Genomic DNA, 14,999 nt, shown 5'->3' with positions numbered 1-14,999 from the left:
CGTCGCCCCGCTTCAGATATAGCTGACCGAGATGATTTCGTACTCGCGCACGCCGCTCGGCGCCTGCACGGCCGCGACGTCGCCTTCGGACTTGCCGATCAGCGCGCGCGCGATCGGCGAGCTGACCGAGATCAGGCCGTGATCGATATCGGCTTCGTCGTCGCCGACGATCTGGTACTTGACGGTGTCGCCGGACTCGAGATCCTCGAGTTCGACCGTCGATGCGAAGACCACGCGGCCTTCGGCGTCGAGCACGGTGGGATCGATGACCTGCGCGGCCGACAGCTTCGATTCGATTTCCGCGATGCGACCCTCGATGAAGCCCTGTTTTTCTTTCGCAGCGTCGTATTCGGCGTTTTCGGACAGATCGCCCTGTGCGCGAGCCTCCGCGATCGCGTTGATCACGGCCGGCCGCTCGACGGACTTGAGGCGCTGCAATTCATCGCGCAGTTGCTCTGCGCCACGCTTTGTCAACGGAATGGTGCTCATAAACGGCTCAATCGCTAAAAACGGCTATAAAAAAAATCACCGCGATTAAACGTATTTCCGGTGAACCGGAAACACCGCTTAATCGCGGCACGTGTTGCTTCGACAGGTAACTGACTGCTTAGTTTAGGCGAGCGTGAAGACCTTGTAAATCATAGACTTCCAGATCCTTCAGGTAGCGCAGGCCTTCGACGGCCGCGCGCGCGCCGGACATCGTCGTGTAGTACGTGACCTTGTGCGCCTGCGCGCTCATGCGGATCGAACGCGAATCGGCGATCGCCTGGCGCGTCTCGTCGACCGTCGTGAACACGAGTGCGATCTCGCCGTTCTTGATCATGTCGACGATGTGCGGACGGCCGTCCTTCACCTTGTTCACGACCTTCACCGGCACGCCGGCCGCTTCGATCGCGGCAGCCGTGCCCTTGGTCGCGACGATCGGGTAGCCGAGGTCGTGCAGCATGCGCGCGACTTCGACCGCCTTCGGCTTGTCGGCATCCATCACGGTGAGCAGCACCGTGCCCGACTCCGGCAGGCGCGAACCGGCCGCGAGCTGCGACTTGAACAGCGCTTCGCCGAAGGTCTGGCCGACGCCCATCACTTCGCCGGTCGAACGCATTTCAGGCCCGAGGACCGGATCGACGGTCGGGAACTTGACGAACGGGAACACCGCTTCCTTCACGCTGAAGTACGGCGGCTCGACTTCCTTCGTCACGCCCTGCTGCGCGAGCTTCTGGCCGACCATCGCGCGCGCCGCGATCTTCGCGAGCGGCAGGCTGGTCGCCTTCGACACGTACGGCACCGTGCGCGACGCGCGCGGGTTCACTTCGAGCACGTAGATGATGTCCTGCTTCGAACCGTCCGCCTGCGGCACCTGCTGGATCGCGAACTGCACGTTCATCAGGCCGACCACGTTCAGCGCCTTCGCCATCGCACCCGTCTGGCGCTTCAGCTCGGCCACGGTTTCCTTCGACAGCGAGTACGGCGGCAGCGAGCATGCCGAGTCGCCCGAGTGGACGCCCGCCTGCTCGATGTGCTCCATCACGCCGCCGATGAACACCGATTCGCCGTCGCAGATGCAGTCGACGTCGCATTCGATCGCGTCGTTCAGGAAGCGGTCGAGCAGCACCGGCGAATCGTTCGACACCTTCACGGCCTCGCGCATGTAGCGCTCGAGGTCGCGCGGCTCGTGGACGATTTCCATCGCGCGGCCGCCCAGCACGTACGACGGACGCACGACGAGCGGGTAGCCGATTTCGGCCGCCAGCGCGAGCGCTTCGTCTTCGGCGCGCGCGGTGCGGTTCGGCGGCTGGCGCAGGCCGAGGTCCTGCAGCAGCTTCTGGAAGCGTTCGCGGTCTTCGGCCGCGTCGATCATGTCCGGCGACGTGCCGACGATCGGCACGCCGTGCGCCTCGAGGTCGAGCGCGAGCTTCAGCGGCGTCTGGCCGCCGTACTGGACGATCACGCCGACCGGCTTTTCCTTGTCGACGATCTCGAGCACGTCTTCCAGCGTCAGCGGCTCGAAGTACAGGCGGTCGGACGTGTCGTAGTCGGTCGACACCGTTTCCGGGTTGCAGTTGACCATGATCGTTTCGTAGCCGTCCTCGCGCATCGCGAGGGCCGCGTGCACGCAGCAGTAGTCGAACTCGATGCCCTGGCCGATCCGGTTCGGGCCGCCGCCCAGCACCATGATCTTCTTGTTGGTGGTCGGCTGCGCCTCGCACTCTTCCTCATAGGTCGAGTACATGTAGGCCGTCTTGGTCGCGAACTCGGCCGCGCAGGTGTCGACGCGCTTGTAGACCGGGCGCACGTTCAGTTCGATGCGGCGGCGACGGACGTCTTCCGGCGTCGCGCCGAGCAGCTTCGCGAGGCGGCGGTCGGAGAAGCCGCTCTGCTTCAGGAAGCGCAACTCGTCGAACGTCAGCGACGCGAGCGTGCGGCCCGCGAGCGCCTTTTCCTTCAGGATGATCTGCTCGATCTGCTCGAGGAACCACGGGTCGATCGCGGTTTCCGCGAAGATTTCCTCGGCCGTCATGCCGATGCGGAACGCATCGCCGACGTACCAGATGCGGTCCGGGCCCGGCTCGTGGATCTCGATCGCGATCTCGTCGCGGTCGGTCGACTTCTCGTCGAGACCGTCGACGCCGACTTCGAGGCCGCGCAGCGCCTTCTGGAACGATTCCTGGAACGTGCGGCCGATCGCCATCACTTCACCGACCGACTTCATCTGCGTGGTCAGGCGCGAATCGGCTTCGCGGAACTTCTCGAACGCGAAACGCGGGATCTTCGTGACGACGTAGTCGATCGTCGGCTCGAACGACGCCGGCGTCTGGCCGCCGGTGATTTCGTTCTTCAGCTCGTCGAGCGTGTAGCCGACCGCCAGCTTCGCCGCGACCTTCGCGATCGGGAAGCCGGTTGCCTTCGACGCGAGCGCCGACGAACGCGACACGCGCGGGTTCATCTCGATGACGACCATGCGGCCGTCCTTCGGGTTGATCGAGAACTGCACGTTCGAGCCGCCCGTGTCGACGCCGATCTCGCGCAGCACCGCGAGCGATGCGTTACGCAGGATCTGGTATTCCTTGTCGGTGAGCGTCTGCGCCGGCGCGACCGTGATCGAGTCGCCGGTGTGCACGCCCATCGGGTCGAGGTTCTCGATCGAGCACACGATGATGCAGTTGTCGGCGCGGTCGCGCACGACTTCCATCTCGTATTCCTTCCAGCCGAGCAGCGATTCCTCGATCAGCAGTTCGCGCGTCGGCGACAGGTCGAGGCCGCGCTTGCAGATCTCTTCGAATTCTTCGCGGTTGTATGCGATGCCGCCGCCCGAGCCGCCGAGCGTGAACGACGGACGGATCACGACCGGGTAACCGCTGCCGCCGGTGCCGACCATGATCTCGGCGTGCACCTGGGTCGCTTCTTCCATCGAGTGCGCGATGCCCGACTTCGCGGAACCGAGACCGATCTTGGTCATCGCTTCCTTGAATTTCTGGCGGTCTTCCGCCTTGTCGATCGCTTCCGGCGACGCGCCGATCAGCTCGACGCCGAACTTCTCGAGCACGCCGTGGTGGTGCAGGTCGAGCGCGCAGTTCAGCGCGGTCTGGCCGCCCATCGTCGGCAGGATCGCGTCCGGGCGCTCCTTCTCGATGATGCGTGCGACCACTTCCCACGTGATCGGCTCGATGTACGTGACGTCGGCCGTGTTCGGGTCGGTCATGATCGTCGCCGGGTTGCTGTTCACGAGGACGACCTTGTAGCCCTCTTCACGCAGCGCCTTGCAAGCCTGCGCGCCCGAATAGTCGAACTCGCAAGCCTGGCCGATGATGATCGGGCCGGCGCCGATGATGAGGATGCTTTTGATGTCTGTGCGTTTTGGCATGGCTTGTGAATTCAGTAAGTAATCTTTGTCGTGGCGTTGTCGTCGGTCGGCAGGCCGCGCTCAGCTCATGGTGGCGAGCGCGAGCTTCACCGAGAAACCGATGAACAGGCCGCCCACGCTGCTCGCCGCGCCCGCCGCGAGCCTGCGGCGGCGGCGGAAATGCTCGGCGAGCCGTGCGCCCGCGAAGATCAGCGTGCTCAGGTACAGGAAGCTCGCGCATTGCGCGATCGCCCCGAGCACGACGAACGACAGCGCGGGATGCGGGAATGCCGGGTCGACGAACTGGATGAAGAACGAGATGAAGAACAGGATCGCCTTCGGATTCAGGAGGCTCACGATCAGCGCCTTGCGGAACGGCCGCTCGCCGTCGACCGCCTGCGGTGCGTCAGCCGGGGCATCGCTGCGCGCGCGCAGCTTCTGCCACGCGCTGCGCAGCATGCCGGAGCCGATGTAGAGCAGATACGCGGCGCCGCCGTACTTGACGACGGAGAACAGCAGCGGGTTCGCCTTCAGGAGCGACGCGACGCCCGCGGCGGACAGCACCATCAGCACCGTATCGCCGACGAACACGCCGCAGGCCGCGCGATAGCCGGCCTTCACGCCGCGCTGCGCCGCGAGCGACAGCACGTACATCGAGTTCGGCCCCGGCAGCAGGATGATGAAGATCACGCCGAACACGTAGGTCCAGATATCCGTGATGCCGAGTGCGTGGCCGAACATGATGCGAATCTCCCGTTCTTCGGTTGCTTCAGTTGCGTCAGGCGTTGCGCTGCTTCGCCGCGTCCATCAGTGCGGTGAAACGGTCGAACAGATAGCCGATGTCGTGCGGGCCGGGCGACGCTTCCGGGTGGCCCTGGAAGCAGAATGCCGGCTTGTCGGTCAGCTCGAAGCCCTGCAGCGTGCCGTCGAACAGCGACACGTGCGTCACGCGTGCGTTGGCCGGCAGCGAATCCGCGTCGACCGCGAAGCCGTGGTTCTGCGACGTGATCACCACGCGACCGTCGCCGAGATCCTTCACCGGGTGGTTCGCACCGTGGTGGCCCGTCTTCATCTTGAGCGTCTTCGCGCCGACCGCGAGGCCCATGATCTGGTGGCCGAGGCAGATGCCGAAGGTCGGCACGCCACGCTCGATGAACTGCTTCGTGGCCGCGATCGCGTAGTCGCACGGTTCCGGATCGCCGGGGCCGTTCGACAGGAAGATGCCGTCCGGATTCAGCGCGAGCGCATCTTCCGCGCTCGCTTGTGCCGGCAGCACCGTCACGTGGCAGCCGCGCTCCGCGAGCATGCGCAGGATGTTGTACTTGACGCCGAAGTCATACGCGACGACGCGGTACTTCGGCGCTTCCTGCATGCCGTAGCCGCTGCCGAGGCGCCATTCGGTCTGCTTCCACTCGAACGGCTTGGTGGTCGATACGACCTTCGCGAGATCCATGCCCGCGAGGCCCGCGAACGAGCGCGCGAGCTCGATCGCCTTCGCCTCGTCGTCCGAGCCGGCCAGGATGCAGCCGCTCTGCGCGCCCTTGTCGCGCAGGATCCGGGTCAGCTTGCGGGTATCGATGCCGGCGATCGCGACGACGCCTTCGTCGCGCAGGTAATCGCCGAGCGTGCGGTCCATGCGGAAGTTCGATGCGAGCGTCGGCAGATCACGGATGATCAGGCCGGCGGCATGGACTTTCGTGGCTTCGACGTCTTCGGCGTTGACGCCGACGTTGCCGATATGCGGGTAGGTGAGCGTGACGATCTGACGCGCGTAGCTCGGATCGGTCAGGATTTCCTGATAGCCGGTAATCGCGGTGTTGAACACGACTTCACCGATCGTGTGGCCTTCGGCCCCGATCGAATAACCACGAAAGACCGTGCCGTCGGCGAGTGCAAGCAAGGCGGGAGAAAAAGACGGCAACACGGGAGGCTCCTTGGGGAACACCCTGCTGCCGACCTGTTTACCCTGCCGCGCGAGCGCCGCGCTGCGTAGGCGCGCGGAATCGCTAGCTGGACGCGACCTGCGTTGTCGAGACGCGAACCCGGCGCGTGGCGCACGAGGCTTCGCGGCATCGCCCGACAGGCGGCGTGCGGCGGATGAACGGGATGAGTGAGGTAGGCGCTAGGGTGCGAGGTTGATCAGCACAAACTTTCAAATTATAGCCCGAAAATGGCCTTATCTTCAATCGATATGGCCGTCCGATCGTGCATGCGGCGCGCGTGACGGCGCGCGGTCGCGCACGACACTCGTTGCTGCGGCCCCGTTTCCGCAGCCGCCCTACCCGTCAGCGTACCGCCGGATCAACGTGCTTGCCAACGCTGCGCGCGGGCCACACGCACCAGACCGCGCTCGCGAGCTGCAGCGCGAGCAGCACGCTCCATGCGGTAACGTGCGCGGCGGCCGGGTAATGGCCGTCGACGGCCGGCCAGTGCGACAGCACCGCGCCGATGCCGATCTGGAACGCAAAGATCAGCACGAAGATCACGAGCGTCAGCGTCGTATTCGCGCGGCCGATCAGATGCGCCGGAAAGCGACCGGCCAGCACCGCGTAGGTCAGGATCCCGACGCCGCCGAACATCCCGTAGGCCGCCCACAGCACGGCCGGCGGCAGCGGCACGCGCGCGACGATCGCGCCCTGCGTGGCGACGAACAGCGCCATGCCGATGCCGCAAAATGCCTGGACGGACACCCCGCGGCGCTCGAGCACGCGCGCCGCCGCGCCGAAGCCGACGCAGCCCGCCATCATCGCGAAGCCGAGCACCGACACGAGCCGCGCGGTGTGCTGCGCATCGAACCCCGCGACGTCGCGCAGGTACGGGCCGACCCACAGCGACTGCATCGCATAGAACACGCCCTGCGTGACGATCGAGAACGACGAAATCTTCCAGAACGCACGGCTGCCCAGGATGTGCCACGTGCCCTTGAACTGGCTGACGATCCCGCCCTGCTGACGCGGCCGCTCGGCTTCCGGCGCACCGAGGCCGATCGCGGCCGCGACGACGATCGTCAGCACCGCGAGGCCGCCGCAGATCACGCGCCAGCTCGTCACGCCGAGCAGCCAAGTCAGCGGCGAGCCGACCGCGACACCACCCAGGCCGCCGACCGCCATCACGAGACCGTTGACGAGCGGAAGCCGGCCGACCGGAAAATGCTGCGCGAGCGCCTTGAACGCCGCGCCGAGACACACCGATACGCCGACACCGATCAGGAGCCGGCCGACCATCATCGTGCCGAGATCGTGCGCGATACCGAACACGGCGGCGCCGGCGGCCGCGAACAGCAGCATCCCGGCCGCCACGCGGCGCGGGCCGAAATGGTCGAGCAGCACGCCGGCCGGAATCTGCGCGCCGGCGAAGCCGAGGAAATAGAGACTGGTGAGCAGCCCGAGATCGGCGGCCGACAGCCCGAGCTCGTGCGTGACGAACGGCGCGAAGCCGAGATTGACGCCGCGGAACACGTACGACACGAAATATCCGATCGCAAACAGCGCGAGCACCCTCACCTGCACCGACGACATCGCTTCTCCTTGTGACTGCGCGCAGCGGCGGCCGCGCTGCCGCGCACAAACGAAAACGCCGTCACCTCGGTGACGGCGTTGCTACGCGTTTCGTCGGATGATAACGCAATCGCGCGGCCCGGTCGGGCCGCCGCGCCGCGATCGCGGCCGCGTTACTTCTTGCCCTTGTGCGCAGCGGCCTTCGGTGCAGCCTTCGCGGGCGCGGCCTTGGCCGCACGGGCCGCTGGCTTCGCGGCACCGTGCTTCGCGCCGCGCGACTTGCCGCCGACGGACAGGCTCGCGCGCTCGATATGCGCGCCGGCGGTCGACGTCGCGATCCGCTCCGGCCCCGGCTCGGCCGGCACCGCGCGGCCGACCGGCACGTGCAGCACGAGCGCCTGGCCCGGCATCGCGAGATCGCGATGCGTGCGGTTCCATGCCTTCAGCTGCGCGACCGACACGCCGTAGCGGCCGGCGATCGCCACCATCGACTGCTTGCGGCGCACGCGGATCAGCATCTTGCGCGTGTCGGGCACGTCGGGCTCCATCGCGAGCACGCCGTTTTCCGCGACGTCCGCGCTGATGTCCTCGTCGTCGTCATCGCCGCGCGGCACGACGATCGTCGAGCCCGGCTTCAGGCGCATGCCGGCCGGAATCTTGTTGACCGACATCAGCGTGTCGGCGTCCACGCCGATCTTCTCGGCGATCGCGGCCGGGCGCGCGCGCTCGCTCACCGTATAGGTGGTCCACGTCGACAACTGGCCGTTGTAGGCCTTCAGGTTCTTCTCGAACGCCGCCGCGTTGTCGAACGGCAGCAGGATCTGCGGCTCGGTCGCGCCGAGGATCACCGGCTTCGCGAACGACGGGTTCAGCGAGCGGAACTCGTCGAGCGACAGATTCGCGAGCTTCGCGGCCACCGCCACGTCGATGTCGCGCGCCGTCGTGACCGTCACGAAATACGGGTGGTTGGGGATCTCCGGCAGCGTCAGGCCGAACTGCTGCGGATTCGCGATGATGTTCTTCACCGCCTGCAGCTTCGGCACGTAGTTGCGCGTCTCGTTCGGCATCCGCAGGCTCTGGTAGTCGGTCGGCAGGCCGGCCGCCTGGTTGCGCGCGATCGCGCGCTGCACGTTGCCTTCGCCCCAGTTGTACGCGGCCAGTGCGAGATACCAGTCGCCGAACATGTCATGCAGGCGCGACAGGTAGTCGAGCGCGGCGCTCGTCGACGCGAGCACGTCGCGACGCTCGTCCTGCCACATGTTGCGCTTCAGGTTGTACGTGCGGCCCGTGCCCGGCATGAACTGCCACATGCCGGCCGCCTTCGCGACCGACAGCGCCTGCGGGTTGAACGCGGATTCGATGAACGGCAGCAGCGCGAGCTCGGTCGGCATGTGGCGCGCCTCGAGCTCCTCGACGATGTGATAGAGGTACTTCTGCGAGCGCTCGGTCATGCGCTGCACGTAATCGGGACGTTGCGTGTACCAGGTCGTCTGCATGTCGACGAGGTCGCTCTGCAGGTCGGGCATCTGGAAGCCGCGGCGAATACGGCCCCAGAGATCGGAGTCCGCACTGGTCAGGTCGCCGACGGATTGCTTGTCGACGTCGACAGTTTCTTTGGCGGTGGCTGATTTACGGAGGTAGTTGGACGTCGCCTGCGAATCGGCGGCGTTGTTGGCGACAGGGGCCTGGCTCGCGCAAGCGGCGAGCAGCAGGACCACCATCGCACTCAATATAAGTCGCATGAAAATCTCGGCTTCCGACGGCTGGAAATTGCTGGCGATACTACGGAAGTGCGTGCTTCACGTCAATAAAAACACCGAAAACTCAGCGAAATCCTACATTTGCAGCAATTTTTACAGACGCTACCTGAGGTTTGGAGTCCTCCCGAAATCGTCATCGGAACCGGTTTTTCCACTCGCGCATCAGCGTGAATGCCGCCAGTCGATCCGGCACCGTTTCGTGCAGCTCGGCCTCGAGCGTCGCATGGATGGCCGCGCTGTCCGACCGCATGAACGGGTTGACGGCACGTTCGTGCGCGATCGTCGTGGGCAGCGTCGGCACGCCGCGCGCGCGCAGCGCCTGCGCATCGTCGCGCCAGGCGGCGAGCGCCGTATTGCCCGGCTCGCACGCGAGCGCGAAGCGGATGTTCGACAGCGTGTATTCGTGTGCGCAATGCACGCGCGTGTCGCCGGGCAGCGCCGCGAGCGCGTCGAGCGACGCGAGCATCTGCGCGGGCGTGCCCTCGAACAGCCGGCCGCAACCGCATGAGAACAGTGTATCTCCGCAGAACACGTGAGGCGTGGCCGCGCCCTGCCCGGCCGCCTGGAAATAGGCGATGTGGCCGCGCGTATGACCCGGCACGTCGAGCACGTCGAACGCAAGCGCCGGTGCGCCGAGCGTCACGCGATCGCCGCCCGCGAGCGGGCGCGTGACCACGTCGATCGATTCTTCCGCCGGGCCATAAACGACCAGCGGCACATCGTCCGGTTGGCCATCGCGCAGCGCCGCGACACCGCCGACGTGGTCGGCGTGATGGTGCGTGAGTAAAATAGCGGTCAAGCGCCAGCCGCGTTCGGCAAGAACACGGCGTACCGGCGCGGCTTCACCCGGATCGACGGCGATCGCATCGCGGCCGTCCGAGACGAGCCAGATATAGTTGTCTTCGAATGCCGGCACCGGCACATATTCCAGCTCGTTCATGGGCACGCAATCATCGTTATGTCCGATCGTCAAATTATAGACTGGCCCGCCTGGACCGACTCGCCACCCGGCCGCTACGTGCTGGACTGGGAGCAGGCGCAGCTCGACCGGATCGTGTCCGACGTCTTCGGGTTTCACGCGCTGCAGCTCGGCCTGCCGCAGCTCGACGCGCTGCGCGAGAACCGCATGCCGTATCGCGGCCTCGTGCTCGACCCGGCGAGCGGCGCGAGCGCGCCCTACCAGTATCCGTGGGCGCGCGAGGCGCATGCGCCCGAGCATGCGCCGGCCGACCGCAGCACGACCTGGTGCGACCTGCTCGACCTGCCGTTCGAGTCGCAAAGCGTCGACCTGATCGTGATGCCGCATACGCTCGAATTCACGTCCGACCCGCACCGCCTGCTGCGCGAGGCCGAACGCGTGCTGATGCCGGAAGGCCAGCTCGTGATCACCGGCTTCAATTCGCTGAGCCTGTGGGGCATGCGGCAGTCGTTCGGGCGCATGGCCAACCGCCCGTTCGTGCCGGCCGCACGCGACCAGATCGCGTTCATCCGGCTCAAGGACTGGATCAAGCTGCTCGGCTTCGATCTCGAGCGCGGCCGCTTCGGCTGCTACCGGCCGCCGCTCGTCACCGACAAATGGCTTGCCCGCTACGGCTTCATGGAAGCCGCCGGCGACCGCTGGTGGCCGATCTTCGGCGCCGTCTACATGATCACCGCCGTCAAGCGCGTGCGCGGCATGCGTCTCGTCGGCCCGATCAAAATGAAGAAGCCCGTGCTCGCGCCGGGCCTGACGCCGGCGGCCACCCCGACCACCCATCAAGAACACTCATGACCACCGACACCATCGACATCTATACCGACGGCGCCTGCAAGGGCAACCCCGGCCCCGGCGGCTGGGGCGCACTGCTGCGCTACGGCGACCGCGAAAAGGAACTGTTCGGCGGCGAGCCCAACACGACCAACAACCGCATGGAGCTGATGGGCGTGATCGCCGCGCTCGAGGCGCTGAAGCGGCCGTGCCGCGTGATCGTCCATACCGACTCGCAGTACGTGCAGAAAGGCATCAGCGAGTGGATCCACGGCTGGAAGAAGAAGGGCTGGGTCACCGCGGCGAAAACCCCGGTGAAGAACGCCGACCTGTGGAAGCGGCTCGACGCGCTCGTCGTGCAGCACGAGGTCGAGTGGCGCTGGGTGAAGGGCCATGCGGGCCATCCCGAAAACGAACGCGCGGACGCGCTCGCGAACCGCGGCGTCGCATCGCTCGCGGCCTGAATCGCAGCCTGAACGCAGGCCGCCCTACCGTCTTTCCCGATTTATCCGACATGCGCCAGATCATTCTCGATACCGAAACCACCGGCCTGAACCCCCGCACGGGCGACCGCCTGATCGAAATCGGCTGCGTCGAGCTGCTGAACCGGCGGCTCACCGGCAACAACCTGCACATCTATGTGAACCCCGAGCGCGACAGCGATCCGGGCGCGCTGGCCGTGCACGGCCTCACGACCGAATTCCTGAGCGACAAGCCGAAGTTCGCGGAAGTCGTCGACCAGATCCGCGACTTCGTGAAGGACGCCGAGCTGATCATCCATAACGCGCCGTTCGACCTCGGGTTCCTCGACGCAGAATTCGCGCGGCTCGACCTGCCGCCGTTCACCGAGCATTGCGGCGGCGTGATCGACACGCTCGTGCAGGCCAAGCAGATGTTCCCGGGCAAGCGCAATTCGCTCGACGCGCTGTGCGACCGGTTCGGCATCAGCAACGCGCACCGCACGCTGCACGGCGCACTGCTCGACTCGGAACTGCTCGCCGAAGTCTATCTCGCGATGACGCGCGGCCAGGACAGCCTCGTGATCGACATGCTCGACGACACAGGCGCCGACGGCGGCGCGGCGAACGGCCAGCGCGTGGCGCTCGCATCGCTCGACCTGCCGGTGCTCGCGGCGAGCGACGACGAACTGGCCGCTCACCAGGCCCAGCTCGACGAACTCGACAAGTCGGTCAAGGGCGCCTGCGTATGGCGCAAGTCCGCCGACGCGGACGCCGCCGAAGCCGCCTGACGCGGCGCCTCACGCGCCGAAGCCGTGCCTGCAGCCGCGCTCAAGCGCGCGGCTGCAGTGCGATGACGGCCATCCCGCCGAGCGCGAGCATCGCACCCGCCACATCCCAGCGGGTCAGCGCGATGCCGTCGACTGCCCGCAGCCAGATCAGCGCCACCGCGATATACACGCCGCCGTACGCCGCATACGTGCGCCCCGCCGCGCTCGGGTGCAGCGTCAGCAGCCACGCGAACAACGCGAGCGACAGCGCGGCCGGCACCAGCAGCCAGACAGGCCTTCCCCCTTTCAGCACGAGCCACGGCAGGTAGCAGCCGACGATCTCGGCCAGTGCAGTGACAGCGAACAACGCCGCAATCCTGATCAGTTCGGTCATCCGGTTCCTCGCAAATTCGGCCCCATCCGGCAGGCCCGCGCGACCCCGCCGCGCGCCGCCGATCATACCGGAGCCGACCCCGCCGGAACCGCCGCCAGACGGGGGATTCCGGGCAATTTGCACGATCGTCTGTCATCGTGCTATCATGTCGCCTGTTTCAACATTCAATCTCTGTCTATTCGATTTCGCAAGAAGTCCGTCCGCGCATTGCGGGCCGGTGCTTCGACCGAAATTGCATCCACAGGAAAGCCCGCCCGACAGGCCCGCTTTTCTCGTTTCGTTGCCCCTCCGGGGCGCTTGCCGGAACGCCGGACTCCGTCCGCGCCGGCATCTGCCGCTCGCATCACGCGGCCCATTCTTCATGAGCGCACCGTCGCGACGGCCCATCGGGCCCGCGTCGAAGCAGTCCCTTACGGCCCTTTACCGCCTCATGTGCAGTAAGCGCTTAAATGGCCTGCCCCGACGCGCAGCACACGACATCGCGCTCGCCGGCAAACCGTGTCGGACGGCCCGCCCGTTCCGGCGCAGTCAAAGGAGTGCATGACCTTGACCGCAACACACGTCAGCCCGACCGCTGCTTCTTCCTCCACGTCGTCCGGCGAGGCTCCGCTCGCCGCGGACGACATCACCGTCGTCGACCAGAGCCTGCTCAAGCGCGCCGTCAGCGCGATGGCCATCGGCAATGCGATGGAATGGTTCGACTTCGGCGTCTACAGCTATATCGCCGTCACGCTCGGCAAGGTGTTCTTCCCGTCCAGCAGTCCGTCCGCGCAGCTGCTCGCGACCTTCGGCACGTTCGCGGCCGCGTTCCTCGTGCGCCCGCTGGGCGGCATGGTGTTCGGCCCGCTCGGCGACCGCATCGGCCGCCAGCGCGTACTCGCCGCCACCATGATCATGATGGCCGTCGGCACCTTCGCGATCGGCCTGATCCCCAGCTACGCGTCGATCGGCATCATCGCGCCCGTGCTGCTGCTCGTCGCCCGCCTCGTGCAGGGCTTCTCGACCGGCGGCGAATATGGCGGCGCCGCCACCTTCATCGCCGAGTTCTCGACCGACAAGCGCCGCGGATTCATGGGCAGCTTCCTCGAGTTCGGCACGCTGATCGGCTATGTGATGGGCGCCGGCGTCGTCGCGCTGCTCACCGCGTCGCTGTCGCAGGAAGCGCTGCTGTCGTGGGGCTGGCGCGTGCCGTTCCTGATCGCGGGCCCGCTCGGCCTGATCGGCCTGTACATCCGGATGAAGCTCGAGGAAACGCCGGCGTTCAAGCGCCAGGCCGAGGAGCGCGAAGCGCAGGACAAGGCCGTGCCGAAAGCGCGCTTCCGCGAGACGCTGATGCGCAACTGGCGCGCGCTGCTGCTCTGCGTCGGCCTCGTGCTGATCTTCAACGTGACCGACTACATGGTGCTGTCGTACCTGCCGAGCTTCATGTCGTCGACGCTGCACTTCGACGAGTCGCACAGCCTCGTGCTGGTGCTGATCGTGATGGTGCTGATGATGCCGCTGACGCTCGCCGCCGGCCGCCTGTCGGACAAGGTCGGCCGCAAGCCCGTGATGCTGGCCGGCTGCGTCGGCCTGCTCGCGCTGTCGATTCCGTCGATGATGCTGATTCATGCGGGCACCACCGCGTCGGTGTTCGGCGGCCTCCTGATCCTCGGCGTGCTGCTGTCGTGCTTCACCGGCGTGATGCCGTCGGCGCTGCCGGCGCTGTTCCCGACCGAGATCCGCTACGGCGCGCTCGCGATCGGCTTCAACGTATCGGTGTCGCTGTTCGGCGGCACGACGCCGCTCGTCACCGCGTGGCTCGTCGACGTGACCCACAACCTGATGATGCCCGCGTACTACATGATGGGCGCGGCCGTGATCGGCATCGTGTCGGTCGTCGCACTCGCCGAAACCGCACGCCAGCCGCTCAAGGGCTCGCCGCCGGCCGTCGCGTCGCGCCGCGAGGCACACCAGCTGGCGCGCCAGCTGCGCGAGGAAGACGACGCGGAAATCTACGGCGTCGTGTCGCCCGCGCGCGCCTGAGCGTCGCCCGCTCGCCCATGAAAAAGCCCCGGCCGAAGCCGGGGCCTGATCGAACCCGATCCGCCCGACCGGCTTGCGCCGGCCGGGCGTTTTTTCATCCGACGATGCGACGCGGGTTCATGCGTGCGCTTCGCAGTGGCGGCAGAAGATCAGCGCACGCGAACGCGACACGGCTGCCTGGGCGCCGCGCGCGGCGACGATCAGGCCGACCTGGCCGAGATTGAAGTCGCGCTCGACCATCAGCTGCGTCAGCGCGGCAAGCGGCAACACGACGGACGGGTGGTACAAACTCGATTCGATCAGCGCTCTCATCATCGGCTCCATCAGGCAATGCATATTCGATGGAGTGGATTCTAGGGACGGCCCGCATCCGGATAAACAGCGCGAATGCGAAGTCACTTGTCAGCGGCGGAGAACAATCGGCACGTCCTTGCCGGACGGGGCCGGGCGGGCAGCGCACGAGCGCGCGGGCGCATAAGACGCAGCGGCGCGACGTGGTTTTCAGCA

13 protein-coding genes are annotated in these 14,999 nt (G+C 66.6%); 4 read left to right on the top strand and 9 right to left on the bottom strand.

Annotated features, from left to right (window positions below; translation table 11 throughout):
• Positions 1-12: 12 nt before the first annotated feature.
• The 7 genes from greA to gloB all read right to left on the bottom strand — a co-directional run bounded on the left by greA (position 13) and on the right by gloB (position 10,038).
• On the bottom strand, positions 13-489 hold the full coding sequence (gene greA / locus DIE12_RS17115) for a transcription elongation factor GreA (protein ID WP_021163362.1): 477 nt from the start codon (positions 487-489) through the stop codon (positions 13-15).
• 118 nt (positions 490-607) lie between these two features.
• Positions 608-3,862 (bottom strand): carbamoyl-phosphate synthase large subunit, encoded by a 3,255-nt coding sequence (gene carB, locus DIE12_RS17110; protein ID WP_124492230.1) that lies wholly within the window; start codon positions 3,860-3,862, stop codon positions 608-610.
• Positions 3,863-3,922: 60 nt separating this feature from the next.
• Positions 3,923-4,582 (bottom strand): leucine efflux protein LeuE, encoded by a 660-nt coding sequence (gene leuE / locus DIE12_RS17105; RefSeq protein ID WP_124487581.1) that lies wholly within the window; start codon positions 4,580-4,582, stop codon positions 3,923-3,925.
• A gap of 37 nt (positions 4,583-4,619) precedes the next feature.
• On the bottom strand, positions 4,620-5,765 hold the full coding sequence (gene carA / locus DIE12_RS17100) for a glutamine-hydrolyzing carbamoyl-phosphate synthase small subunit (RefSeq protein WP_044844900.1): 1,146 nt from the start codon (positions 5,763-5,765) through the stop codon (positions 4,620-4,622).
• A 361-nt stretch (positions 5,766-6,126) separates the two neighbouring features.
• The gene (locus DIE12_RS17090) at positions 6,127-7,359 is read right to left on the bottom strand and encodes a nitrate/nitrite transporter (RefSeq protein WP_124487580.1); all 1,233 of its coding nucleotides are present in this window, start codon (positions 7,357-7,359) and stop codon (positions 6,127-6,129) included.
• Between the two features lie 152 nt (positions 7,360-7,511).
• A complete protein-coding gene (locus DIE12_RS17085; protein WP_124521311.1) occupies positions 7,512-9,080 on the bottom strand; it encodes a transglycosylase SLT domain-containing protein in 1,569 nt (522 codons plus the stop codon).
• A gap of 151 nt (positions 9,081-9,231) precedes the next feature.
• Positions 9,232-10,038, bottom strand: a complete 807-nt coding sequence (gene gloB / locus DIE12_RS17080; RefSeq protein WP_124521313.1) for a hydroxyacylglutathione hydrolase — start codon at positions 10,036-10,038, stop codon at positions 9,232-9,234.
• A gap of 18 nt (positions 10,039-10,056) precedes the next feature.
• Here gloB and DIE12_RS17075 point away from each other — a divergent pair, with 18 nt between their 5' ends.
• Genes DIE12_RS17075 through dnaQ form a run of 3 tightly spaced genes read left to right on the top strand, consistent with a single transcriptional unit; the run spans position 10,057 to position 12,094 of the window.
• Positions 10,057-10,869: a class I SAM-dependent methyltransferase gene (locus DIE12_RS17075; protein ID WP_124487577.1), complete on the top strand. Its 813-nt coding sequence runs from the start codon at positions 10,057-10,059 to the stop codon at positions 10,867-10,869.
• Positions 10,866-11,309, top strand: coding sequence for a ribonuclease HI (gene rnhA, locus DIE12_RS17070; RefSeq protein WP_124487576.1), 444 nt, complete (start codon positions 10,866-10,868; stop codon positions 11,307-11,309). The genes DIE12_RS17075 and rnhA overlap by 4 nt, the downstream gene beginning before the upstream one ends.
• Before the next feature lie 50 nt (positions 11,310-11,359).
• On the top strand, positions 11,360-12,094 hold the full coding sequence (gene dnaQ / locus DIE12_RS17065) for a DNA polymerase III subunit epsilon (protein WP_124487575.1): 735 nt from the start codon (positions 11,360-11,362) through the stop codon (positions 12,092-12,094).
• Between the two features lie 40 nt (positions 12,095-12,134).
• Here the strand turns inward: dnaQ and DIE12_RS17060 are convergent, their stop codons facing one another.
• Complete coding sequence (locus tag DIE12_RS17060; protein ID WP_044844907.1) at positions 12,135-12,467, bottom strand: YnfA family protein; 333 nt, start codon at positions 12,465-12,467, stop codon at positions 12,135-12,137.
• A gap of 540 nt (positions 12,468-13,007) precedes the next feature.
• Between DIE12_RS17060 and proP the strand changes: the two genes are divergently transcribed.
• Positions 13,008-14,492 (top strand): glycine betaine/L-proline transporter ProP, encoded by a 1,485-nt coding sequence (proP, locus tag DIE12_RS17050; RefSeq protein ID WP_124487574.1) that lies wholly within the window; start codon positions 13,008-13,010, stop codon positions 14,490-14,492.
• A 117-nt stretch (positions 14,493-14,609) separates the two neighbouring features.
• On the opposite strand, the gene DIE12_RS17045 is transcribed toward proP, so the two are convergent.
• The gene (locus DIE12_RS17045) at positions 14,610-14,807 is read right to left on the bottom strand and encodes a hypothetical protein (RefSeq protein ID WP_044844954.1); all 198 of its coding nucleotides are present in this window, start codon (positions 14,805-14,807) and stop codon (positions 14,610-14,612) included.
• Between the last annotated feature and the right edge of the window lie 192 nt (positions 14,808-14,999).

Source organism: Burkholderia sp. Bp9015 (genome assembly GCF_003853505.1).
Classification (GTDB): domain Bacteria; phylum Pseudomonadota; class Gammaproteobacteria; order Burkholderiales; family Burkholderiaceae; genus Burkholderia.
This window is presented reverse-complemented; position numbering and strand designations above follow the sequence as displayed.

Coding starts and splice junctions, on each gene's coding strand:
- gloB (WP_124521313.1), bottom strand. CDS start 10,038: ATGAACGAGCTGGAATATGTGCCGGTGCCGGCATTCGAAGACAACTAT.
- proP (WP_124487574.1), top strand. CDS start 13,008: ATGACCTTGACCGCAACACACGTCAGCCCGACCGCTGCTTCTTCCTCC.
- DIE12_RS17060 (WP_044844907.1), bottom strand. CDS start 12,467: ATGACCGAACTGATCAGGATTGCGGCGTTGTTCGCTGTCACTGCACTG.
- dnaQ (WP_124487575.1), top strand. CDS start 11,360: ATGCGCCAGATCATTCTCGATACCGAAACCACCGGCCTGAACCCCCGC.
- DIE12_RS17085 (WP_124521311.1), bottom strand. CDS start 9,080: ATGCGACTTATATTGAGTGCGATGGTGGTCCTGCTGCTCGCCGCTTGC.
- DIE12_RS17075 (WP_124487577.1), top strand. CDS start 10,057: ATGTCCGATCGTCAAATTATAGACTGGCCCGCCTGGACCGACTCGCCA.
- leuE (WP_124487581.1), bottom strand. CDS start 4,582: ATGTTCGGCCACGCACTCGGCATCACGGATATCTGGACCTACGTGTTC.
- DIE12_RS17090 (WP_124487580.1), bottom strand. CDS start 7,359: ATGTCGTCGGTGCAGGTGAGGGTGCTCGCGCTGTTTGCGATCGGATAT.
- rnhA (WP_124487576.1), top strand. CDS start 10,866: ATGACCACCGACACCATCGACATCTATACCGACGGCGCCTGCAAGGGC.
- carB (WP_124492230.1), bottom strand. CDS start 3,862: ATGCCAAAACGCACAGACATCAAAAGCATCCTCATCATCGGCGCCGGC.
- greA (WP_021163362.1), bottom strand. CDS start 489: ATGAGCACCATTCCGTTGACAAAGCGTGGCGCAGAGCAACTGCGCGAT.
- DIE12_RS17045 (WP_044844954.1), bottom strand. CDS start 14,807: ATGATGAGAGCGCTGATCGAATCGAGTTTGTACCACCCGTCCGTCGTG.